The sequence below is a fragment of the Acinetobacter suaedae genome, assembly GCF_008630915.1.
Taxonomy (GTDB): domain Bacteria; phylum Pseudomonadota; class Gammaproteobacteria; order Pseudomonadales; family Moraxellaceae; genus Acinetobacter; species Acinetobacter suaedae.
The window spans coordinates 3,262,878-3,287,558 of record NZ_CP043909.1 but is presented as its reverse complement, the minus strand read 5'-3'; the positions used below and the strand labels follow the sequence as shown (position 1 = coordinate 3,287,558).

Below are 24,681 nucleotides of genomic sequence, written 5' to 3'. Positions count from 1 at the left end.
CGTGAACAGCCTTCTTGAAAAAGTGAATCGAAAACTAAATGCTCAAGGAGGCTTGTTAAAGTCGGTTGGATTGCTGGTTGGTGGAACGGCTGGGGCGCAATTATTACTAATTGCTGCAACGCCATTTCTTACTCGACTATATAGCCCTAGTGATTTTGGCATATTGGCAGCTTTTGTTGCTTTACTTGCTTTTTTTACTGTGGTGGCAAATGGGCGCTATGAGTTGGCGATTCATTTACCTGAGAAGATAGAAGATACAGTTGCTATAACAGTTTTAGCTTTTTTATGCTTATTATTTACAACGTTCATTGCAAGTGTTTCTACTATTTTGTTGTCGAAGCCTATTGCAAGTTTACTAAATGCTCCACAACTTGCTTCTTATCTATGGTTATTACCATTCTCTATTTTTTTTATTGGATTGTATCAGATTTGTAATGCATGGTGTGTAAGGCAAAAGCAATATAAAGCGATTGCCAGTACGAGAGTAATACAGTCGATAGTGACATTGCTGATTCAATTAAGTACTTTTAAGTTATCAGCTCTGGGTTTGTTGCTTGGGCAGGCTGTTGGTCAAGGTGCTGGTAGTTTAAAGCTATCTCTACAAGCCATTAGGAATACCAAAGAGTTTCGCAAGGTTCAGTTTGTTCAGATCAAAGCTGTTGCAAAACGCTATAAAAGTTTTCCAATTTACTCTACGTGGACTGGATTATTTAATACCGCAAGTTTACAGCTCGCACCTTTGGTTTTTTTAAGTTTATTTGGTGCAACTGTTGCAGGCTTGTATGCATTAACATTGAAGTTAGTTTCTTTGCCTATAAGTTTGATTGGTCAGGCAATAGGAAGTGTGTTCTTATCAGAAGCACCAAAAGCAAATCGCGAAGGGCGTTTAAATACACTTGTTTTACAGTTTAATAAAAAACTAGTCCAACTGGGGTGCCTACCCACGGCTATTCTTATTGTTTTTGGGCCTGAACTTTTTGCATTTGTGCTTGGAGAGCAATGGTATAAGGCTGGTGAGTATGCTCAATGGTTAGCACCTTGGATTTTTTTACAGTTTCAATGGACTCCACTTTCAAATTTAACTGTGGTTTTAGAGCTTCAAAAAGAGGCTTTGATTTCGCAACTGCTCACTTTTTTTGCAAGATTTGGCGCTTTATTTGTTGCAATTGGTTTGGAAGTAGGAGCAGATAGTGCGATTCAGCTTTTTGCTGTTGTAAGCGCAATAGTTTATTTCTTAATGATATCTTATTATTTTATTCGTGCTAAAGTCTCTCTTATTAATATAATGAGAACAAATATATTATATCTTGTTCCTGTTTTAGGAGTAGTATTTTTTATTAAATGGAGCTTAGATGCGGTCATATAGTTTTATTGAGAAATACATTCTGAAAAAAAGATATATTTTCTATTATGATTTAAACAATATTTCAAAGAATAATTCTTTGACAAATGTTATAGATTTATCTCTTACTCAAACATCTATTCTTTCCGATTTTGTAATTTCAGAGAGATTAAATGCGTATATTCAGAAGCGCAAAGGAATGGATACATGGAGATTGTTTCTATATATAGAAAATTATCAAGTATTAGGGTATTCTTTTTTGCACACACCTTTAAGTACAGAGTGGAATGATTCATTACCAACTTACAATAATGAGGCTAGAGAAAGTTCTACCTATGTAGAGTCGGTTGCTAGAGGGAGGGGTATTAGGGGTATTCTGCTTGCTTCTCAAAAAAAATATTGTTCTGAGCAAAATAAAAAGATGTGGTGTGTTATAGAGGCTGTAAATGAAGCTTCGATTAAATCTACAAAAAAATCTGGTGTAAACTACATAGAAAAAAATTATTTACTAAAGTTCTTTGGAAGGAATATTTTTTCAATATTGACCAATACACTGAGCTTTTTCTTTCTTTGGGGAGAAAAGCGTGCAACTAGGTAAAGAGATTTAAGAAGAATGATTTATTACATTTTACAGCCGTTTAGTGATCAGGCGATTGTAATAGCTAGATTCATTAAAGAAAACTCTTCTAAAAGGGTTGTCGGTGTTCTTTTACTTGATGAAAAGAAAGGAAAGAGCGATGAGGTATATGATGATATTATTACAGTGCGAACTTATGATGAAATTAATGATCTTGGAGTCATAGTACCAACTGGCGCACCATCTACAGAAGCATTATTAAGAAAAGGAGATGTTCAACTTGGAAAAATAAAAATGAAAAAAGAAAGTCTAGGTGTTTTTGATAAGGTAAACTTTTTAAATCATTGTCGACAGGTATCGTTACCTATTCCATTAATGTTAGAGTTTAATGAGCTAAAAAGCAGCTCTTTTCCATTGTTCTATAAGGAAAAAAATGAAAAAGGTGGTGGCTTAAGAGGGAAGGCTAACCGTTTTTCTGATGTAGAAAATCTTCCTCATGAAAATTTAATATTTCAAGAGCTAATTGATAGTAAGGGAACCTATGGCGTAGCTTTCTTGGCTAAGAACGGCAGAATTCTTACTTCCTTTTCTCACTTTGAAGAAGAAAGTTATCCTCGAACAGGAGGTTCGGCGACTATTATAAAAAAAATAGAAGATAGTCGATTGGATCAATTAACCCAAAAATTTGTTGAAACTTATAAGTATGATGGATGGGGGCTAGCTGAGTATAAATACTGTCATAAACGCCAAGATTTTGTATTCATGGAAGTAAATGCTAAGTTTTGGGCTTCTTGTTTATTTACATTTAAAAATAATCCAGAGTTTTTGGACATGCTCTTTGATATATCTATAGAAAAAGAAGATATTAATACAATGATCTATATTAATAGATTATTGAAAACAGGCTTATTGAATACATTGAAAGTATTATATAGTTATAAGGGTGCAAAAAAAATCATTCTAAAGCCTTTTATTAAGACTATTATTTTAGGTGTATTTATTGATTTAAAATTAGTTAAACTTTGATGGATTGGTTTTGGAGTTATATTATATATGTTTAATCAAAGCCAAATAGGTTGGTTAATTGGCCTTTTAAGAGAAAGATATTCAATTGACCTAAAAATTGACCTCTTAGGTGGGAATCTTTATCTTTACAATGAAAATATAACTTCTGCTATTGTTTTTGATAATCCCAATGAGGGTTTTCGTACATTTGGATATTCAAAACTGGGATGTAAACAATGGGATCCTAATGAAGAGGGTTTCATTGATCTATTGGGTTGTGGGATAAGTAGTCCAGGTTTAGGTGAGGGTGTTGTATTTGAGACTGTTGGCGGAAATACATACTGCCATTATGATATTTTAGGGCTGGCTTATTGGTGTTTAAACCGCTTAGAGGAAATTGGAGTAGAAACATTAGATAATCATGGTCGATATTTTTATAAAGAAAGTCATGCTTTTCGTTATGGTTATTTAGAATTTCCAATTGTTGATCAATGGTTGGATATATTAAGACAAGTAATTTTGAGAAGTTGGCCTGAAATTAAATTAAAAGAACATAAGTATGAGATGGTGGTAACACATGATGTTGATCGACCATCTCGTTATTTATTCTGTAAGAGTTTTAGCCAGTTTTTTAAGTTCGCACTTTATGATTTAAAAGTTGATAAAAATTTGCTGGCTTTTGTAAAAAGTTTTTGGTCATATGTGAATAAAGAGGAGCTTCACCCCTTTGATCCATATAATACTTTTGAATGGATAATGGATGTTTCAGAAAGAAATAACATTATAAGTCGTTTTTATTTTATTTGTGGAGGGGATACAATTTTAGATGCTGATTACAAAATAACAGACTCAGCAATTATTAGGTTAATTGAGCGTATAACTAATAGAAATCATGAAATAGGGTTACATCCAAGTTATGGAACATATCTAAGCAAGAATATGATTCATAATGAAATAAGAAATCTACGAGAAGTTCTGCCAGATTATAATCAAGATGTTGGTGGTCGTATGCATTATCTAAGATTTAAATATCCTGATACGTTAAGAAACTTGGAGGCTGCTGGTCTTGTATATGATAGCACTCTTGGTTATGCAGAACATATAGGCTTTAGATGTGGAACTAGTTTTGAATATGTGCCATTTGATCCTGTTGAAAATAGAATCATTAATATAAAGATCATACCTTTAATTTTTATGGATGTTACTTTGTATAGCTATATGGGGTTGAAATTAGATGAAACATCTTTGAGAAGAGTACAGGAGCTAAAAAGAAAGTGTTATATATTTGGCGGTAGGTTCACTATTTTATGGCATAACTCAAATTTTACAAAGTTGATGCAAAAAGAGTTTTATGAAAAACTTTTTAAATTATAGTTTTTGGGGACATATTAGAGTCATATATTTAATAGTAAGTAGGATTGAAACATTGCGATGAAGCCAATTAATTTGAAATTTTTATACCCGTCTCAGTTTTTTTTCTCTATTTTTATATTGACAGTTTTTATCACTTTAAATATAAGCGCGGCAATTTCCGGTGGTGGTAATACATATATCCCAATTTTATTATTGTTTATACTCTCTGCAGGTTTTTTTCTTCCTTTTAAAATTATTAATGGGACTTTTCGTGTTTATAAAAAATTTATATTTTTATTGATTTTTATCTTTTATTTTTTTCTTAAAGCTGTTTTTCAATATGATGATTTAAGTCGTTTTTTTGCATACACATTAGGAACATCGGGTGGAATAATACTTTTTTATATGATTGGGTGTCTAGTCTCAAATCTTTTTTTTAAGATATATGATTTGAAAAAATCCTTTCAAATTAATTTGCTTCTATTTTTGTTATTAATTTTTTTTAATCTATGTTTATATTATATATTTAAGTCTATATACTCTAATCTCCGGGTTGATATTCTTCTAATTTCTGACTTGGATGCAGGTTATCAACGCTCTGGGGATCTTATTACAATTTTGTTTGTAATAGGGAGTTTTATTGTTTATTATTTATTTGAGAGTATTAAGGGGCTTTATTTAAGTGTAGTGACGCTGGTTTTGTATTTGTTTATGTTATTTTTTGTGGTAATGAGCTCGCAATTAATAGGTTCTAATAAAGGTTTTGTTATTCCTTTAATAATATCAATTATTTTATTTTATTGTATTTTTTTTAAAGTTGAAATGGTAGATAAGGAAAAATTTAGATATTTTAAATTCTTAGCTATAGCTTTGCTATTGTCTGCTGTTTCGTATGTGGTGATAAATATAGATTTTGATGCATTACGATTTTCTGGTTATGGTAGTGGTGAAGAGTCGTCATTAACTAGCCGTATTCAGATTTTTAAAAATAACTTTTACACTCATTTTTCATATTCACCCTATATAGGCCACTTGGAGGTTGACTCAAAATTAACTGGGGCAGGAACGTATGTTCATAGTTTCTTGTTTTTCTGTTTAACTCATTTCGGTATAATAGGTTTGGGTATAATAGGTGTTTATTTAGTGCTTTGTTTTAATTTCTTAAGTGGTAATAGTAATATACAGGTTTTTAAACGATATGTTTTTGTTTTTATTTTGGCTTTTGCTGTAATTGCTACTTCTTTGTTTTGGCCTGTTATTTGGTTTGTTATAGGTTTGTTGTGCCCCGTATTTGTTTGTGCTAATAGTGAGATTAAAAAATGAAAAATGTTTTAAATATTGTTCTTAATAATTTCACTAATGATAGTAGAGTATTGAAAACAGCAATGACACTTAATGAATTAGGATATCCTACAACAGTAGTAGCATATCATGATGATGGATTACAAGAAGAAGAGCTTATTCAAGGTGTTAAGGTAAAGAGATTAAAACTAAAAACAAAAGAATGGGGTAAACATCCATTTATTCAACTCCTCAAATTTTTTGAATTTATTTTTTTTACAATTTTACTATCTAGACGATATGAAATTGCTCATGTTAATGATTTACAAGGATTAATAGTTGGTTTTTTTCTGAAAATCTTCAAACCTAGTTTAAGAATTGTTTATGATTCACATGAGTGGCAAATTGACCATGTTCCTTACCAGTCTGAAAGAAGAAGGCGGTTTTTGTATGTAATAGAAAAAATATTTATAAAAGTTGCTGATGTAATTATTGTAGTTAGTGATTCAATTGCTAATGAGTATGTAAAAGTTTATGGTGTTAAAAAGCCATATTTATTGTTAAATTGTCCTTATTATTCTAAGGTCTCTAAAACAGATATATATCGTGAAACCTTTGATATATCAGAAAATGTAAAGATATTTTTATATCAAGGTGCTTTGAAAAAAGGGCGTGGAATAGAGTCATTAATAGATGTTTTTAAATCTATGAGTGATGAACCAATTTGTATAATTTTTATGGGGTATGGTGATCTTGTACCATATATTAGACAAGCTGAAAAAGCATCAGAGAATATTTATTATCATGATGCAGTAAGTCCTGACGTTGTTTATCGCTATACAAGTGCTGCTGATGTAGGTATTTGCTTAATTGAAGATTGCTGCTTAAGTTATCGCTATTGTTTGCCAAATAAGCTCTTTGAATACACAATGGCAGGATTACCAGTTCTGGTTTCTGAGTTACCTGAGTTAAGTAGCTTTGTTCGATCAAATGGTAATGGAATGGCTGTGGATGCTAATAATATTGATCAAGTTCATCATGCTTTAAAAAAATTGAGTCAGGACTCATCTAGTTTACAAGAAATGACAGCTAATGCTAACGAATTAGCTAAAATTTATAACTGGAATCAGCAAGCGAAAGTTTTGGAAGAAATTTATCAAGACCTCTAACATGTTATCTGTTTGAAATTTTAGGAAATATAATATGATTTATGATGTTGTACATCTAACTACAGTTCATTCTAGAGGTGATACAAGGATCTTTGTAAAGCAATGTAGCTCATTAGCTAAATATTACAAGTTAGCATTACTAGTTGCAGATGGTCTAGGCAATGAAAATAAGAATAATATAGATATCATTGATATTGGTAAGTATTCTGGGCGTTTCAATCGTCTATATAAAGGAGCTAAAGATATTTATGAAAGAGCTTTGATGTTGGATGCTAGTGTTTATCATATTCATGATCCTGAACTAATTCCAATTGGAGTAAAGTTAGAAAAATCTGGAAAAAAAGTCATTTTTGATGCACATGAGGACTTTCCTAAACAAGTATTAACAAAGCCATATTTACCAATGTTTTTAAAGCGTATTGTGGGTTTTTTTGCTATTTTTGGTGAAAAAATTTATTGTTCAAAGTTGAGTGGTATAATTGGGGCGACGCCATATATAACGACAAAATTTTCTCGAATTAATAATAATGTTATCAATATCAATAATTTTCCTAGAATTGATGAATTGCAGACAATAAATAATCCTAGACGTAAAATTGGAACAGTATGCTACATCGGTGGTATTTCTGTTGAACGAGGGATTTTAGAAATTTTAGAAGCACTTTTATTAACAAAAAACAAAGCACGTTTAGCTTTAGCTGGAAAGTTTTATGACGCGCAGTTAGGTGTAGATATTAAAAAATTAATTGGATGGGATAGGACGGAATTTCTAGGCTTTGTTGGACGTAAAGAGATAACAGAATTACTATCTACTGTACAGGTTGGAATGGTTACTTTACACCCTACCCCCAATTATTTGGATTCACTGCCTGTAAAACTCTTCGAGTATATGTGTGCTGGTATACCTGTTATTGCATCTGATTTTCCATTATGGCAAGACATTGTCATAAAAAATAAGTGTGGGCTTTGTGTTGATCCAAAAAGTCCACAGGAGATAGCGGATGCAATAGACTATCTCATTGAAAATCCGACTATTGCAGATGAAATGGGAAGGAATGGTTTTCGAGCTATACAAAATGAATTTAATTGGGCTATTGAAGAACAGAAGTTACTCAAGTTTTATGAAAGCATTTTGAATGAGGATAAGACCAACTAAATTCTTTTACAGCTTAAGTGTAAGAAACTAATAGGTTCTTATGGAATGTAGGTTTGTCGACCAAAATATAGTTACTTTAAGTCCAGATAGTGTAAGTTTTTAGGTTTTAAGATAAGGGGACAAACCACATGATGATATTATTAATGGATTCGTTTGAAGGGTTGAGAGAGTGAAAAAGGTTTTATTGGTGTTTGGTACACGACCAGAAGCAATTAAAATGGCACCTTTAGTATTAAAATTAAAAGCCTTTAATCAGGATTTTGAAACCAAAGTGTGTGTAACTGGTCAACATCGTCAGATGTTAGATCAAGTTTTAGAGCTATTTAATTTGAAGCCTGATTTTGATCTTAATTTAATGAAGCCAAGGCAAACCTTATCTGATGTGACCTCTGGCGTTTTGAAAGGCCTCGAACAGGTTTTTGCAGAGTGGACGCCTGATCTGATTCTTGTTCATGGTGATACCGCAACAACATTTGCAGCCTCACTAGCGGGTTATTATCATAAAATTAAAATTGGTCATGTAGAAGCAGGCTTACGAACAGGGGATCTTTACTCACCTTGGCCAGAAGAGGCAAATCGTCAGCTTACAGGCGTTCTCGCAAATTATCACTTTGCGCCGACGCAATCTTCTTATCAGAATTTGATTAAAGAAAATGTTGATCCAACATCTGTAGTGGTTACAGGGAATACAGTAATAGATGCTTTACTACAAGTTAGAATCAAAGTGGAGCAAGAACAGAACCTTATTCAGAAGTTTGAGCAAGAGTTTAGTTTTTTAGATAAAAGTAAAAAATTAATTTTAGTCACGGGGCATCGTCGTGAGAACTTTGGGCAAGGTTTTCTCAATATTTGTACAGCTTTGGCAAACCTTGCAAAAAAATATCCAGATATTCAGATCGTTTACCCTGTTCATCTAAATCCAAATGTACAGCAACCTGTAAATGAGCTGCTAGCCAATATTGATAATGTTTTTCTGATCGCACCTCAGGATTATCTGCCATTTGTTTATTTGATGAATCGTAGCTATTTAATCTTAACTGATTCAGGTGGTATACAAGAAGAAGCTCCTTCTTTAGGCAAACCTGTTTTGGTAATGCGAGATACCACAGAACGACCTGAAGCTGTTGATGCGGGAACAGTACGTCTCGTGGGGACGGATGTGAATGCGATTGAAGGTGCCGTAAGTGAATTATTGGAGAGTACAACAGTCTACGCCAGCATGGCGGAAGCGCATAATCCTTATGGGGATGGAACGGCTTGCCAGCAAATTATTGATTTTCTGAAAGTGAATTTAATTTAATTTTTAACCATTTAATTTTAAAAGTATTGAATATGAGCAACTCATTTAAGCATATTTGTGTAATTGGACTAGGCTATATTGGTTTACCTACTGCAGCGACATTTGCAGCACATGGTGTAAAAGTAACAGGTGTTGATGTGAATCAACACGCAGTTGATATGATTAACCAAGGAAAAGTACACATCGTTGAGCCTGATCTAGATGCGTTGGTTCGTGATGTCGTAGCACAAGGAAAATTGTCGGCACAGATTACACCGACAGAAGCGGATGCTTATATTGTTGCTGTACCGACACCATTCAAAGATGATTATCAACCTGATCTAAAATATATTGAAGCTGCATCAAAAGCTTTGGCCCCATTTTTAAAGCCTGGTAACTTAGTGATTTTGGAATCCACTTCACCTGTAGAAGCAACTGAACAAATGTCGGAGTGGTTAAGTGAAGCTCGCCAAGATCTAACTTTCCCTCAAACTCATGGTGAGCAGGCAGATATTTTAGTTGCTCATTGTCCTGAGCGTGTATTACCAGGTAAGGTTTTACAAGAGTTGATCAGTAATGATCGTATTATTGGTGGAATGACACCACGTTGCTCAAAGGTAGCATGTGATTTGTACAAAACCTTTGTAAAAGGTGATTGCATTGAAACAAATGCCCGTACAGCGGAGATGTGTAAGCTAACAGAGAATTCTTTCCGTGATGTGAATATCGCTTTTGCAAATGAGCTTTCGATTATTTGTGATAAGTTAGATATCAATGTTTGGGAGTTGATTTCTTTAGCGAATCGACATCCGCGCGTAAATATTTTGCAACCAGGACCTGGTGTCGGCGGGCACTGTATTGCTGTTGATCCTTGGTTCATCGTTGCGAAAACGCCTGAACAAGCTCGTTTAATTCGTACTGCACGTGAAGTCAATGATGCTAAACCTGAATGGGTGATTGATCAGGTTAAGATTAAAATTGCTGAGTTTTTACAGGCGAATCCATCTAAGACAATTAAAGATGTAACTGTTGCATGCTATGGTTTAGCTTTTAAACCAGATATTGATGATTTGCGTGAAAGTCCAGCGCTAGAGATTACTAAAAAGTTAGCAGAACAGGGATTAAATATTTTAGCGATTGAGCCAAATATTGATGAATTACCTGCGAATATGTCTCTAAATGTTCAGTTGACTCAATTAGAAGAAAAGGGTAAAGCTGATATCCATTTAATTTTAGTTGACCATAGAGAGTTTAAAACCTCACTTTTTGTTAGTGACTCGTATGTTGTTGATACTAAGGGTTTATCTTTTTGATGTAGTTAACTAGGTAACTGTTTAGGAGTATGTAATAGTTGCCCATTATTTTAGATTATTTAAACACCGTCGAATTTTTAGGTGAGTTACTAATTGTCCTTTAATATTAGTATTTTTATGGAACTTAGAAGTAACGATTAATTGGAGCAGTAAATGAATTTGCTGATTATAAGTTTTTTCTATAAACCTGATTTATCAGCAGGTTCTTTTAGAACAACAGCTTTGGTTGAGAGTTTAAAAAGAAACTATCCAGATGCAAAAGTGGATGTTATTACGACTCTACCAAACCGTTATAGTGATTTTGCTGAAGAATGTAAAAAATTTGAATATGATGGAAATGTTACGATTTATCGAGCTGATGTGAGTACACGATTCTCTGGCATACTTGGTCAAATTATTAGCTTTTTTTTCTTCTTCTTCTTTACTCTAAAAATAATTATGGGGCGGAACTATACGCATATATATGCAACATCCTCTCGTCTCATGACAGCCTTTCTAGGCGCAATCGTTTCCTTTTTGAAAAAAGTTCCCCTATATTTAGATATACGAGACATTTTTATCGATACGGTAGAGGATGTTTTCCCAAAAAAAATGACGTTCTTGGTTCTGCCGATTCTCTCTATAATTGAGAAGTTTACGATCAATAGAGCTCAAATCGTAAATGTGGTTTCTCGAGGCTTTCTTCCTTATTTTGAAAAGAAGTATAAAAATAAAAATTATCGTTTTTTTACAAATGGAATCGATGCTATCTTTTTAGATCAATACAATAAATATACTTGCCATAAATGTAATGATCCCTTAGTGGTTGTTTATGCTGGTAATTTTGGTGATGGGCAAGGTCTGCATAAGATTATTCCTCAGTTAGCGAAGCGTTTAGAGGGACAGGTGTTGTTCCAGCTTATTGGTAATGGTGGAAGAAAGGGAGAGTTAGAGCAGACATTGAATAATTTAAATGTAAACAATGTACAACTTCTTCCACCAGTAAATCGTGCTGAATTACTAAAGTATTATGATCATGCAGATATTCTATTTCTTCATTTGAACGATTACGATGCTTTTAAAAAGGTAATACCTTCTAAGATTTTTGAATATGCTTGTTACAATAAACCAATTTGGGGTGGCTTGTCTGGATATATCGTCGATTTTATTGATGAAAATATGGAGTCCGCACATGTTTTTCATCCATGTGATGTCGATGATGCAATCAATAAATTCAATGAAATTGATTTTGAAGTGCGTCCACGCGAGGCATTTATTCATAAATATACACGCCGTAACATTATGGATGCATTAGCAGATGATCTTATTGAATTAAAACATTACTAATATTAAGAAGGCTGTTTATGATGTTGTTAAATAAAATATTAGTTACAGGCAGTAATGGTTTTCTTGGTAAATTCCTTTGTCAGTATTTATCTGATAAAGATTATTCTGTTATTGCGCATACACGTACTCCTCAGATTTTTAGTCATTCAAACATTGAAAATATTAATTTTGATTTAAATGAGAACTTAGAAGAATTTAATTTTAAAGGTTTTGAAGCAATCATACATTGTGCTGGTCGTGCCCATGTGATGAATGAAACTGAGGCTTCCCCTTTAGATGCATATCGACGGATTAATGTGGAGGGAACGTTGAACCTTGCCAAAAAGGCGGTTCAAAGTGGAGTAAAACGTTTTATTTATTTGAGCAGTATTAAGGTTAATGGCGAAGAGGCGACCGAGCAGAAACCTTTTACTGCTGATGATCCTATTTATACAGATGATCCCTATGGTTTGTCTAAATACGAAGCTGAACAAGCTTTATTGAAATTGGCAGAAGAAACTAGTTTAGATGTCATTATTATTCGACCCGTGCTGATTTATGGACCAAATGTAAAAGCTAATTTTAAAAGTATGGTTTCACTTGCTTCAACGAAGATTCCTTTACCGATAGGACTTTTAGATAATAAACGCAGTATGGTGAGTGTGTATAACCTAGCTGATCTAATACGTGTATGTCTCACGCATCCAGATGCAGCTGGGCAGGTTTTTTTAGCAAGCGATCAAGATGATATTTCAGTAAAGCAGCTGTTTGATCAACTGGCATCATGCCAAGGGAATAAGCTTATTAAAATACCTGTGCCGAAAAGCTTAATTTACTTGTTAGCAAGTCTGGTTGGTCGTTCTGCGGTGGCATCTCGATTGTGTTCTGAATTAGTCGTCGATACTTCAAAGAATACACAAGTTCTCGGTTGGAATGCACCATATTCGACAGAGCAAAGCTTGGCTAAAATGTTTAAAGAAATGGAACCGAATTGATATGTTTGTACTCGCTTTTTTTTTACTTGCTTTTGTGCTGACCTATCTCATGCGGATGTATGCACTTAAGCAAAATATTATCGATAGCCCCAACGAGCGAAGTTCGCACAGTATTCCAACACCACGAGGCGGAGGTGTGGCTGTCGTCATCAGCTATCTCCTGGGGATAGTGCTGCTTATCTATCTAGGAGACATATCTCAACATGTTGGCATCACTTTAACTTTAGCTGGTTTTGTTATCGCACTGCTGGGTTTTTTAGATGATCATGGTCATATCAATGCTTTGGTACGATTAGCGATCCACTTTCTAGTAGCAATTGGTGCTGTTGTATCATTGGGTGGTTTTTCTGAAGTTGCATTATTTAATGGCAGTGTTCAACTAGGATGGTTTGCGAATATTATTGCAGTGCTGTTTCTAGTGTGGTTGCTGAACCTGTATAACTTCATGGATGGTATTAATGGTATTGCAAGTATTGAGGTAATTACAGCGACAGTAAGCATGGGCGTAATCTATCTTCTATTTACATCTGAATTATCAAGTCAGTCACTGTTTTTATTAGCAGCTTGTGCAGCGGGTTTTCTACTATGGAACTTTCCCAAAGCTCGTATCTTTATGGGAGATGCATGTAGCGGCTTCTTAGGGTTAATTCTGGGTATTCTTGCATTAATAGCATTAAAACAAGATGCTGTTCTATTCTGCGCATGGATTATATGTTTAGGTGTATTTATTGTAGATGCTACTTTCACTTTAATTCGTCGGGTAATAAATGGTCACAAAATGTATGATGCACATCGAAGTCATGCATACCAATACGCATCTAGAAAATATAATAGTCATACCGTTGTGACACTTGGAGTGTTGGTAATTAATGTTTTATGGTTATTGCCGATTGCCTATTTAGCAACACAGCATTATTTAATGCCAGAGTTACTGATTTTAATTGCTTATATTCCATTGATTGTTTTAGCCATATATTTTGGTGCAGGTAAAACAGAAAATGCTTAAGCAAGATGTTTTGTTGATTTTAGGTGCTGGTGGTCATGGTAGATCTGTTGCAGAAGCAGCATTGTTATCGGGTCAATGGGGTAGCATTGTATTTGCGGATGATAGTTGGCCGCAAAGAGTGGAAGTTGCTGGTTTCCCGATTGTAGCTAATATAGATACAATTCCAACGCTTATCTCTACGATTACTGCAGCAATTCCTGCAGTGGGCAATAATCAGGTTAGGCAGGCTTGGTTTCAGAAGCTAAAAGATTTGGGAATTCCTATAGCCACAATTATGCATCCATCAGCGATAATTGGCTCTAGAGCTATGGTAGGAGAAGGTGTTTGTATTCTCGCAGGATGTATTGTGGGGGTTGATGTTAAAGTGGAAGATGGCGTAATTGTTAATTTAACATCTGCCATTGATCATGACTGTAAAATAGGAATGTTTTCCCATCTCAGTGTTGGCGTTAAAATTACAGGAAATAAAGAGGTTGCACCTTTTACTTTTCTAGAGGCGGGCTCAATTATTGCACATTAAAAGTGTAATAGGATTGAAAACAAAATCAAAGAATACTAGAGGATATGAGACCTATATCCTACTATTTTAACTATTGCGTATTTGATGTGTAAAAGTTATTTTCAGTTACACTAGAAGTGCGTATAAAGATCGAACTGAATGTAGGATGATTAGAAGATCACTGTGAAAAAGATTATTCATCAATTTGCCTCAGCGCCAAGATTATATAAACAACTTTTCCTCGTTTTTTTGGATATTTTAGCCTTTCCTATTATCTTATGGTTATGTTATTCGATTCGTCTGTTTGATATTGGTGCTAAAGTCATCCCTGGTATTGATCATGGTATTTTTCTTGTTAGTTTGATTGCAATTTTGAGTTTAGGCCTTACAGGAGTGTACCGGTTTATCGTATGCACCTTTGATGAGGTCTTTATTGTTAAATTGGCGATTGCTGTAGCTCTTACCATGATTGCTTTATATGTATTAAATGCATGTACTCAAGCTTATGTTCCAATGTCGATCCCATTCATGTTCGGTTTTATGATGTTTGCGTGGGTTTGGGCGAGTCGTGCATTTATTCGTTTTGTAGTGAAAGCATCTTTCTATTCTGAACTTGGACGTAAACGAATCGCTATTTATGGTGCGGGTGATGCTGGTCAACAAATTGCAGCTGCATTAAATCGTTCTGATGATCATTTATCGGTGTTCTTTATTGATGATTATGCATCATTACAAGGGCAAATTGTTGGTGGCTTAAAGGTTTATTCTGTAGAAAAGGCGTTACAACGGTTTGAGAAAGATCATATTGATGAAATCCTATTAGCGCTTCCTTCAGTTGGTCGGGTACGTAAAACTGAGATTATTCAACAATTCGAGTCAGCACGTCTTAAAATTACTGAGCTGCCAGGGTTAACCCAGTTAGTGGATGGTGAAATACGTGTCTCTGATATTCAGGAAGTGGATATTATTGATTTACTGGGACGTGATCCCGTACCGCCGATTGCACATTTGCTTGTTAAAAATATTCAAAATAAAGTTGTGATGGTGACAGGGGCGGGTGGTTCAATTGGCTCAGAGTTATGTCGCCAAATTATTAAAAATCAACCCAAACTTTTGGTGTTATATGAACTAACAGAGTTTGCACTTTATGATATTGATAAAGAACTGCGACGAACTGCAAATTGTGAGATTGTGCCCATTTTAGGAACGGTACAAGATCAGCAAAAGCTAGAGCGCATTATTGAACAATATCAAGTACAAACTGTATATCATGCAGCTGCATATAAACATGTGCCTCTAGTTGAATGTAATCCAATTGCGGGCTTAAAAAATAATGCGATTGGTACTGCAAATAGTTTGAATGCCGCAGTGAAAAAAGGTGTAGAAACCTTTGTTTTAATTTCAACAGATAAGGCGGTCCGTCCAACCAATGTGATGGGGGCTTCTAAACGTATGGCTGAGCTTTATTGTCAGGCTGTTGCTGAGACAAAGCCAAATACACAAATCAGTATTGTTCGTTTTGGTAATGTCTTGGGTTCCTCTGGTTCTGTTGTACCGTTGTTTAAGCAACAAATTGCTGCAGGTGGTCCAATTACGGTGACCCATCCAGATGTAACACGTTATTTTATGACCATTCCTGAAGCATCACAGTTAGTAATTCAGGCTGGTGCATTAGGTTCAGGTGGTGATGTGTTTTTATTGGATATGGGAGAGCCGGTTCGCATTCAAGACCTTGCCCGCCAAATGATTAAACTCAGTGGTTTAAAAGTACGTGAAGCAGGCTCTTTAGATGGTGATATTGAAATTGCTTATAGTGGTTTAAGGCCTGGTGAAAAATTGTATGAAGAGTTACTAATTGATCAGGAAAATACAGAATATACGCAGCATACGCGAATCCTTCGTTCTTTTGAAAAGCATTATCCTTTAGAAGAAATTCAAGAAATTTTTGCTAGAATTAATCAAATGACAGCGATTGATCATGATGTTGATTGGGCATTGACCCAACTTGAACATTATGTTGATGGTTATATGCGTAGTGGCGAAGTCAGAGTAAATTAATTTGAGAAAAGTTATGATTAAAAGAGCAATTTTACCAGTTGCAGGATTAGGAACGCGTTTTTTACCAGCGAGTAAGTCGATACCTAAAGAGATGGTAACGGTGGTAGATCGTCCAGCAATTGAATATGTGGTGCGTGAAGCCGTTGAAGCGGGGATTGAGCAGATTATTTTAGTCACCCACTCATCTAAAGCATCAATTGAAAATTATTTTGATCGTAATTTTGAGCTTGAAACCACGTTAGAGCAAAAAAAGAAATTTGATTTACTCAAAGAAATCACTGATATTCTGCCAAAACATGTCAGCGTCGTGAGTGTGCGTCAACCACAGCCTTTAGGGCTTGGGCATGCAGTGCTTTGCGCAAAAGATATTGTCGGTGATGAAGCTTTTGCTGTTTTGCTACCTGATGTGTTGGTTAAAGATACTGCGACAGAAAATGATTTATCGCTTATGATTCAACGCTTTGAACAGTCGCAAGCTGCGCAAATTATGGTGGAAGCAGTGCCTGACCATTTGGTGGATCAATACGGTATCGTAGATGTGGCAAGCTCTCCGAATGAAGGTGAGAGTACTGTTATGCAAGGAATTGTAGAGAAACCTGCGGTGGGAACAGCGCCTTCGAATTTATCTGTTGTGGGGCGTTATATCTTACCTGCTAAAATTATGGCAATGTTAGAGAATACGCCGCGTGGAGCGGGTAATGAGATTCAATTGACAGATGCTATTGCAAGCCTACAACAACTTGAATCTGTTGAAGCCTACCGAATGAAGGGGCAGACCTTTGATTGTGGTAGTAAGATTGGTTATCTTAAAGCTGTATTACACTATGGTATTGATCATCCAAAGCTGGGTGAAGATTTTAAGGGCTTAATTCGTGAGTTAGCCCTATAGATTTAGGGTTAACAGTTATGAAAATCGCAGTTTTTGGTAATACCTTATATGCTGGGGTAATGTCTGCGCTATTATCTGAATCTGGGCACTTTGTTTATTGGTGTTCCGATACTCAGAAACAAGAGAATGATTTGCAATATGCATTTCATGATGAAAATGTTAGCCGCTTATTAGAAAAACAGTTGAAAAGTGGTTTCCTTAAATATGCTGCTCTTCAAAATCTCCCTCTAGATATCGATGGATATTTATTTAGCTTTAATCAAACTCAAGAAGCTTTTGTCTTTGAGCTTTTAGAGACTCTTAAGCAAAGAACCATTATTCATCCTAAGTTGATGATCAATGCTTCTACCTTTGGTTTGCATGGCACTGAAAAAATGCAGCAGATCCTTTCAGAGGATGATTGGGTTTATTTACCAGATACGATTCAGGAAGGTAATGCCTTACAAAGTTTAACCCAAGCGAAGCAATTAATTGTTGGGTGTTTGGATAGTCAAGTCCAGAGCAAAGTCAAAGAGTTATTACGACCTTTCTTTCCATTAGAGCAACAGTATTTATTCATGCCAATTTTGGATGCGGAGTTTACCAAACTCAGTATTTCAGGCATGTTAGCAACACGAATTAGCTATATTAATGATTTAGCGGTGGTTGCTGAAAAACTCGGTATTGATATCGCTTCGGTTAGACAGGGTATGGCTGCGGATAATCGAATTGGTGCTGCCTATTTGTATCCTGGCGCAGGCTTTGGCGGGGAGAATTTTTCTCATGATGTTTTAACACTTGCTAGTACTGTGGCTAATACGGGAGTCAAAAGCCAATTACTCGCGCAAGTTTGGGACATTAATGAGCAACAAAAAGAAATTCTATTTCGTAAGTTGTGGAATTATTATCACGGTGATTTGCAAGGTAAAACCATTGCAATATGGGGAGCTTCCTTTAAGGAAAATACCTCAAGTATTCAACAATCACCCATACATCAGATGTTAAAAGCATTGTGGGCACAAGGCGTGACAGTTCGTTTACATGATCCACAGGCTTTAGATGAAGTCGCCATGATTTATGGTCAAAGATCAGATTTAGTCCTCTGTGCAGACCAATATGATGCAGTTTGTCATGCTCATGGTTTGTGTGCTTTAACTGCATGGAAGCAATATTGGAGTCCAGACTTTAAACAATTAACTCAGTTGATGGAACATCCTTTGATTTTAGATGGGCGTAATATTTATGATCCGCGTTATGTAAAAGCACAAGGTTTTGCTTATATGGGAGTGGGGCGCTAAGTATGATTAAACATACACAACCTTTCCTCATCGCGGAGGGCGCTTCTGTATATGAAGAGTTATCCACGTTAAAAGAACATTTCATAGATATTCACCTAAATACGCTATTTACATCAGATACGTCACGTTTTCAGCATTTTTCTGTTGAATATGATGAGGTTTTCTTTGATTTTAGTAAGCATCGGATTGATCAGCAGATTTTGGATAGATTGGTTGATTTGGCGCATGCACAGAACTTGGGTCAATGGATTAATAAACTGTTTTCAGCTGAAAAGATTAATTATACTGAGCAACGCGCAGCGATGCATTGGGCATTACGTTTACCCCAAGAGACATCTTTACAGCCTGAAATAACTGCACAAGTACATTCTCAGCTTGACCATATGTATGCTTTAGTTGAGAAAATACACGCTGGACAATACCGTGGTGCTACGGGCGAAGTGATCCAAGATGTGGTTAATATTGGGGTTGGTGGGTCAGACCTTGGCCCATTGATGGTGACCCATGCGTTGTCTGATTTTAAAGTGCCAACAGCTAAACCTTTAGCAGTGCATTTTGTTTCCACGATGGATGGGAGTCAGTTATCTGATTTATTACATCAGTTACGGCCAGAAACAACACTTTTTATTATTTCATCAAAGTCATTTGGCACCATCGATACGCTCTCTAATGCGCAAACAGTTCGTCAGTGGTTAGAGAAAGCTTTAGGTAGCAATGATAAAATTCTGAAAAATCATTTTATTGGGGTTTCGACTAAACCTGAAAAAATGACGGAATGGGGCATTGCCACTGACAAGCAACTGCTACTCTGGGATTGGGTGGGTGGCCGCTATTCACTTTGGTCATGTATTGGTTTACCAATTGCATTAACCATCGGTGTGGATGGTTTTAAACAATTGCTCGCGGGTGCACACGCCATAGACCAGCATTTTCAAACCGCTCCATTTCATCAAAATATTCCAGTTTTAATGGGCTTGTTAGGCGCATGGAATAACAACTTCCTTGATATTCAGACACATGCTGTATTGCCCTATGATGGGCGTTTAAAATATTTTGCTGCATATTTACAGCAGTTGGAAATGGAGTCGAATGGTAAATCGACCCAGCGAAATGGTGAAAAGGTTAACTCCGCAACTTGCCCAATTGTGTGGGGTGAGGTTGGTCCTAATGCACAACATGCATTTTATCAACTATTACACCAAGGCACACACTCTGTGAGCTGTGATTTTATTGCACCTGTGAAACGTTATAATGCTAATCAATTTACTTATGTAGAAAATGCAGCTGCATTGGTTGAGCAACATCATTTGGCATTATCCAATTGTTTAGCACAATCACGCTTGTTGGCGTTTGGTAATCAGGCACTTGCTGCCAATGAGCTGCAAGATCTTCCAACTTATAAGCAATATGATGGTAATCAGCCTAGCTCAACGATTTTGCTGAAAGAGCTAAATCCTTATAGTTTGGGGATGTTGATTGCAATGTATGAGCATAAAGTATTTGTGCAATCTGTGTTGTGGAATATCAACCCTTTCGATCAATGGGGCGTTGAAAAAGGTAAGGAAATTGCCAATCAGCTATTACCGATTCTTAACCGTGAGCAAGAGGATTTATCTACATTTGATGCCTCAACACAAGGTTTGCTTAAAATATTGTTAGGAAAGACGGATGGCTAATATTTTAGTCACAGGTGGCGCGGGTTATATTGGTTCACATACCTGTTTAGAATTACTGAATGCAGGCCATGAAGTGATTGTTTTTGATAATCTGTCGAATGGTTCTGGAGAGTCTTTACGCCGTGTAGAAAAACTGGCGAATAACAGTTTGGATTTTGTACAAGGTGATATCCGTTGTCAGGATGAACTTGATCGGGTTTTTCAAAATTATCAGATCGATGCTGTGATCCATTTTGCAGGCTTAAAAGCTGTGGGTGAGAGTCAACAAATACCCTTAACATATTTTGATCATAATATTGCAGGGAGTATACAACTCTTCAAATCGATGCAAAAAGCAGGTGTTTTTAGCTTGGTCTTTAGTTCCTCTGCAACAGTATACGGTGAGTTAAATCCTTCACCTTATCAGGAAGACATGCCTCTGAGCTTGCCGAATAACAATTATGGTTATACCAAATTGGTTATTGAGCAGATGCTAGAAAAAATGGCGCTGGCAGATGCAAGATGGTCAATTGCTTTACTTCGTTATTTTAATCCTGTCGGTGCGCATAAAAGTGGGCAGATAGGTGAAGATCCTCGAGGAATCCCGAATAATTTAATGCCTTATGTGACTCAAGTTGCTATAGGACGTCGTGAAAAACTATCTATTTTTGGTCATGATTATCCAACTAAAGATGGTACTTGTGAGCGGGACTTTATTCATGTGGTAGATTTGGCGAAAGCCCATGTGCTGGCGTTGTCTAATCGTCTAAATAATCAAGGCTGCCGAGCCTGGAATATTGGAACAGGCGCTCCAATATCTGTTTTGCAAATTAAAGAAACGTTTGAGAAAGTGAATGGGGTTCAGATTCCGACAGAATTTGCTGAACGGAGATCTGGTGACTTACCCGCATTTTATGCGGATGCTTCGCGAGCTAAAAACGAGCTTGGTTGGCAGCCCCAATATACGCTGGAAGATATGCTGGCAGATAGCTGGAACTGGCAGAAACACAATCCTAACGGTTTTAGCTGATTCTCGTCAGTCATAAAAAAGGAGCTTTGAGCTCCTTTTTTATGACTTGGAATTAACCTTGGATCAAAGTCGTTAATTCATCAACATAGTGTTGCATCGGTTGTGGATTTTTATCTGCACGGCTCTCGATATTAAGTCGAAGTAATGGCTCTGTATTTGACGCACGTACATTCAAGCGCCAAGCACCGAAATCCAGACTCACCCCATCAGTACGGTCTACTTGAGGATTCTGATTTGCATAATGGTCAAAAATCTTTTGTACTGTCGCTTGGGTATCTGCCACTTTAAAATTGATTTCACCACTACATGGGAATTTGGCAATCATGTTCTCCACCAGCGTTGAAAGCGACTGTCCTGTTTCTGAAAGTAATGCAATGGTGAGTAACCACGGAATCATGCCACTATCGCAATAAGCAAAATCACGGAAATAATGGTGGGCACTCATTTCACCGCCGTAAACTGCATTGTGTTCACGCATCACATCTTTAATAAAAGCATGCCCAGATTTTGATTGTACCGCAACGCCTTGATATTGATTGACAATATCAAAGGTATTCCAGACTAGACGTGGGTCATGCACGATTTTCTCGCCTGATTGCTTGATCAGGAAGGCCTGTGCCAATAAACCGACGATGTAATAGCCTTCGATAAACTGCCCTTTTTCATCAAACAGGAAACAACGATCAAAGTCACCATCCCAAGCAATGCCCATATCGGCTTGATGTTGCAGTACGGCATTACGGGTGCTGTCACGGTTTTCAATCAGAATCGGATTCGGAATACCATTTGGGAAAGTACCGTCTGCTTCATGATGAATTTTAATAAATTCAACTGGAATATTGAGTTGCTCGAATTTTTGTTCAATCGCATCGATCACATGACCTGCTGCGCCATTACCTGCATTCACCACTAGTTTGAGTGGTTTAATTTTTTGTGGGTCAATATAAGTGAGTAGGTGATCAACGAACTCAGGCAAAATATTATAGTGTTGAGTTTTTCCTTTTTGTGCTACTTCGGTGAATTGACCTGATTCAGCTAGTGTTTGAATTTCTTTGAGACCTGTATCTGCACTAATCGGACGAGCATTTTCACGGACCAGTTTCATTCCATTGTAATCCATTGGATTGTGACTGGCGGTGATTTCGATTCCCCCTTGTACATCAAGGTGGAAAGCGCCGAAATATACTTCTTCCGTGCCTGTCATCCCTAGATCAAGGACATCGATACCTGCATCATTTAAACCACGAATCGTTGCTTGTTTTAAACCTTCGCTGCTGAGGCGGATATCACAACCGACTACAACTTTATTAGGTTGGTAGATTTGCCCATAGGCACGACCAATGTTATAGGCAATCTCTTCATTGAGTTCTGTACCGAGTTTGCCGCGAATATCATAGGCTTTAAAGCAAGTCAGTTGAGTCATATTGTTCAATTCATAGTGATGTGATTTGAGTTGTGAACACATTATACAGATATCACCAAGAAGTCATATTTATAGTTCTTTATCCGCTAATTTAAATTGAGCTTGATTTTGAATAGTTGTCGTGAAGCTAAAGGTTTTATAAGACTTTAGTCGGATAATGGAGAAGAACAACATCAGAAAAGTATTGATTTGGTTTAATTATTATTGGTAATACCAATTTTGTTGTAGTGGTGGGGTTGATCCTTTTAATTCATATAATTAAGATGCATAAAGATTGTGGTTAGGCAGTATTCTCTTATTTTTAAATTATTGGTCATACCAATGATAAGAAGATTCGTTAAATATCGAAGTGAAAACAAAATGACGCCGAGCATTTCAAGGAGATGAGAATGCTAAATGTGTGGCAACAAATTTATGATCCTTTAAATAATATTTGGTTATCTAGTGCAGTTGCGCTGATTCCGATTATTTTCTTCTTTTTGGCTTTAGCCGTATTTCGTTTAAAAGGCAGTGTTGCGGGAACTTGTACCGTCATTATTGCAATATTGATTGCTTTATTCTTTTATCAAATGCCAGTTGAAATGGCATTTGCTTCGGTTATTTATGGCTTTATTTACGGTTTATGGCCAATTTCGTGGATTATTATCGGGGCAGTGTTCCTGTATAAAATTTCAGTCAAAACTGGGCAGTTTGATGTCATTCGCTCTAGTATTTTATCGATTACCGAAGATCAGCGTTTACAAATGCTATTGGTCGGTTTTGCCTTCGGTACTTTCCTTGAGGGGGCTGCTGGCTTTGGAGCTCCTGTCGCAATTACTGCTGCACTCTTGGTGGGTTTAGGCTTTAAACCGCTTTATGCTGCGGGACTTTGCTTGATCGTGAATACCGCTCCTGTGGCTTTTGGTGCCATGGGTATTCCAATTATTGTGGCGGGACAGGTTTCAGGTGTGGACACCATGGAAATCAGTCAGATGGTAGGGCGTCAATTGCCGTTTTTAGTCATCATTGTCTTGTTTTGGATCATGGCGATCATGGATGGCTGGCGTGGTGTGAAAGAAACTTGGCCTGCAGTTCTTGTAGGTGGGAGTTCCTTTGCCATTGCACAATATCTAACTTCGAATTTCTTAGGTCCAGAACTTCCTGATATTACTGCTGCGATTGCTTCATTGGTGAGCTTAACTTTGTTATTCCGAGTGTGGAAACCGAAACATATTTTCCGTTTTGATGGTGTCGAGCAACAACGTGCAGCATCAGCAGAAAGTGCGCCACAGCGCTATAGCATGGTGCAGATTGCCAAAGCATGGTCGCCATTTATGATTTTAACTGTCATGGTGACGATTTGGAGTATTCAACCATTTAAGGCTTTATTTGCTAAAGAGGGTGCCTTAGCAGACTGGATTTTTAAAATCGAAGTACCTTATCTACATAAGTTGGTCGAAAAAATGACGCCGATTGTGCCTGAAACCACCGCTTATGAGGCGATTTATAAGTTTGATTGGTTCTCTGCGACAGGTACGGCTATTTTTATTGCTGCGATTATCACCATCATTTTCTTAAAAATGAAAACACGTGAGGCTGTTGCAACCTTTGGTGAAACATTAAATGAATTAAAAACACCGATTTATTCGATTGGGATGGTGTTGGCCTTTGCCTTTATTGCCAATTACTCTGGTCTGTCTGCGACCTTGGCTTTAGCATTATCACATACTGGTCATGCCTTTACTTTCTTCTCACCTTTCTTGGGCTGGTTGGGTGTATTTCTGACGGGGTCCGATACCTCATCCAATGCATTGTTTTCGGCCTTGCAAGCGACCACTGCTCAGCAAATTGGGATTCCAGAAGTATTGCTGGTGGCAGCCAATACCAGTGGCGGTGTAACTGGCAAGATGATTTCACCCCAATCGATTGCGATTGCCTGTGCAGCAGTGGGTTTGGTTGGAAAGGAGTCAGACTTATTCCGTTTCACGGTAAAACATAGCATCATATTTACAGTTTTTGTTGGCATCATCGTCACGGTTCAGGCTTATCTGGTGCCGTGGATGATTCCATAACTCTAATTAAGGAAATGT

The 24,681-nt window shown here is 36.5% G+C and carries 20 protein-coding genes; 19 read left to right on the top strand and 1 reads right to left on the bottom strand.

The genetic code is table 11. The annotated features are described in order from the left end of the window. Window position 1 precedes the first annotated feature (1 nt). The 18 genes from F2A31_RS15320 (at window position 2) to galE (ending at window position 21,189) form a co-directional block, all read left to right on the top strand. Window positions 2-1,366 (top strand): lipopolysaccharide biosynthesis protein, encoded by a 1,365-nt coding sequence (locus F2A31_RS15320; RefSeq protein WP_323842152.1) that lies wholly within the window; start codon window positions 2-4, stop codon window positions 1,364-1,366. Beyond that, window positions 1,353-1,940 (top strand): GNAT family N-acetyltransferase, encoded by a 588-nt coding sequence (locus F2A31_RS15315; RefSeq protein ID WP_150027433.1) that lies wholly within the window; start codon window positions 1,353-1,355, stop codon window positions 1,938-1,940. The genes F2A31_RS15320 and F2A31_RS15315 overlap by 14 nt, the downstream gene beginning before the upstream one ends. 15 nt (window positions 1,941-1,955) lie before the next feature. Further along, window positions 1,956-2,945 (top strand): hypothetical protein, encoded by a 990-nt coding sequence (locus F2A31_RS15310; RefSeq protein ID WP_150027431.1) that lies wholly within the window; start codon window positions 1,956-1,958, stop codon window positions 2,943-2,945. 27 nt (window positions 2,946-2,972) lie between these two features. After that, window positions 2,973-4,298, top strand: a complete 1,326-nt coding sequence (locus F2A31_RS15305; protein ID WP_215899258.1) for a polysaccharide deacetylase family protein — start codon at window positions 2,973-2,975, stop codon at window positions 4,296-4,298. A gap of 57 nt (window positions 4,299-4,355) precedes the next feature. Further along, window positions 4,356-5,600 (top strand): hypothetical protein, encoded by a 1,245-nt coding sequence (locus F2A31_RS15300; RefSeq protein ID WP_150027429.1) that lies wholly within the window; start codon window positions 4,356-4,358, stop codon window positions 5,598-5,600. Further along, window positions 5,597-6,727 carry a glycosyltransferase gene (locus F2A31_RS15295; RefSeq protein ID WP_150027427.1) on the top strand — a complete coding sequence of 377 codons (1,131 nt, stop codon included), beginning with the start codon at window positions 5,597-5,599 and terminating at the stop codon, window positions 6,725-6,727. Before F2A31_RS15300 ends, F2A31_RS15295 begins: the two co-directional genes overlap by 4 nt. A gap of 34 nt (window positions 6,728-6,761) precedes the next feature. Further along, entirely contained in the window at window positions 6,762-7,883 is a 1,122-nt protein-coding gene (locus F2A31_RS15290) for a glycosyltransferase (protein WP_171490609.1), read from the top strand. A 169-nt stretch (window positions 7,884-8,052) separates the two neighbouring features. After that, window positions 8,053-9,183: a non-hydrolyzing UDP-N-acetylglucosamine 2-epimerase gene (wecB, locus tag F2A31_RS15285; RefSeq protein WP_150027425.1), complete on the top strand. Its 1,131-nt coding sequence runs from the start codon at window positions 8,053-8,055 to the stop codon at window positions 9,181-9,183. Between the two features lie 32 nt (window positions 9,184-9,215). Then, window positions 9,216-10,475, top strand: a complete 1,260-nt coding sequence (gene wecC, locus F2A31_RS15280) for a UDP-N-acetyl-D-mannosamine dehydrogenase (RefSeq protein WP_150027423.1) — start codon at window positions 9,216-9,218, stop codon at window positions 10,473-10,475. A 153-nt stretch (window positions 10,476-10,628) separates the two neighbouring features. Then, window positions 10,629-11,801, top strand: coding sequence for a glycosyltransferase (locus F2A31_RS15275; protein ID WP_150027421.1), 1,173 nt, complete (start codon window positions 10,629-10,631; stop codon window positions 11,799-11,801). A gap of 20 nt (window positions 11,802-11,821) precedes the next feature. Continuing rightward, window positions 11,822-12,775 (top strand): NAD-dependent epimerase/dehydratase family protein, encoded by a 954-nt coding sequence (locus F2A31_RS15270; RefSeq protein WP_150027840.1) that lies wholly within the window; start codon window positions 11,822-11,824, stop codon window positions 12,773-12,775. A gap of 1 nt (window position 12,776) precedes the next feature. Beyond that, on the top strand, window positions 12,777-13,781 hold the full coding sequence (locus F2A31_RS15265) for an MraY family glycosyltransferase (protein ID WP_150027418.1): 1,005 nt from the start codon (window positions 12,777-12,779) through the stop codon (window positions 13,779-13,781). Further along, complete coding sequence (locus F2A31_RS15260) at window positions 13,774-14,301, top strand: PglD-related sugar-binding protein (protein WP_150027417.1); 528 nt, start codon at window positions 13,774-13,776, stop codon at window positions 14,299-14,301. Before F2A31_RS15265 ends, F2A31_RS15260 begins: the two co-directional genes overlap by 8 nt. A gap of 162 nt (window positions 14,302-14,463) precedes the next feature. Further along, entirely contained in the window at window positions 14,464-16,338 is a 1,875-nt protein-coding gene (locus F2A31_RS15255) for a polysaccharide biosynthesis protein (protein WP_150027415.1), read from the top strand. A gap of 13 nt (window positions 16,339-16,351) precedes the next feature. Continuing rightward, window positions 16,352-17,227, top strand: coding sequence for a UTP--glucose-1-phosphate uridylyltransferase GalU (gene galU / locus F2A31_RS15250; RefSeq protein WP_150027413.1), 876 nt, complete (start codon window positions 16,352-16,354; stop codon window positions 17,225-17,227). Between the two features lie 17 nt (window positions 17,228-17,244). Beyond that, the gene (locus F2A31_RS15245) at window positions 17,245-18,504 is read left to right on the top strand and encodes a nucleotide sugar dehydrogenase (protein ID WP_150027411.1); all 1,260 of its coding nucleotides are present in this window, start codon (window positions 17,245-17,247) and stop codon (window positions 18,502-18,504) included. A 2-nt stretch (window positions 18,505-18,506) separates the two neighbouring features. Then, window positions 18,507-20,180: a glucose-6-phosphate isomerase gene (gene pgi, locus F2A31_RS15240; RefSeq protein ID WP_150027409.1), complete on the top strand. Its 1,674-nt coding sequence runs from the start codon at window positions 18,507-18,509 to the stop codon at window positions 20,178-20,180. Further along, the gene (galE, locus tag F2A31_RS15235; protein ID WP_150027407.1) at window positions 20,173-21,189 is read left to right on the top strand and encodes a UDP-glucose 4-epimerase GalE; all 1,017 of its coding nucleotides are present in this window, start codon (window positions 20,173-20,175) and stop codon (window positions 21,187-21,189) included. The genes pgi and galE overlap by 8 nt, the downstream gene beginning before the upstream one ends. A gap of 52 nt (window positions 21,190-21,241) precedes the next feature. Here the strand turns inward: galE and F2A31_RS15230 are convergent, their stop codons facing one another. Beyond that, on the bottom strand, window positions 21,242-22,612 hold the full coding sequence (locus F2A31_RS15230) for a phosphohexomutase domain-containing protein (protein ID WP_150027405.1): 1,371 nt from the start codon (window positions 22,610-22,612) through the stop codon (window positions 21,242-21,244). A 383-nt stretch (window positions 22,613-22,995) separates the two neighbouring features. On the opposite strand from F2A31_RS15230, the gene lldP reads away from it, so the two are divergent. Then, complete coding sequence (gene lldP, locus F2A31_RS15225) at window positions 22,996-24,663, top strand: L-lactate permease (RefSeq protein WP_171490608.1); 1,668 nt, start codon at window positions 22,996-22,998, stop codon at window positions 24,661-24,663. Window positions 24,664-24,681 lie beyond the last annotated feature (18 nt).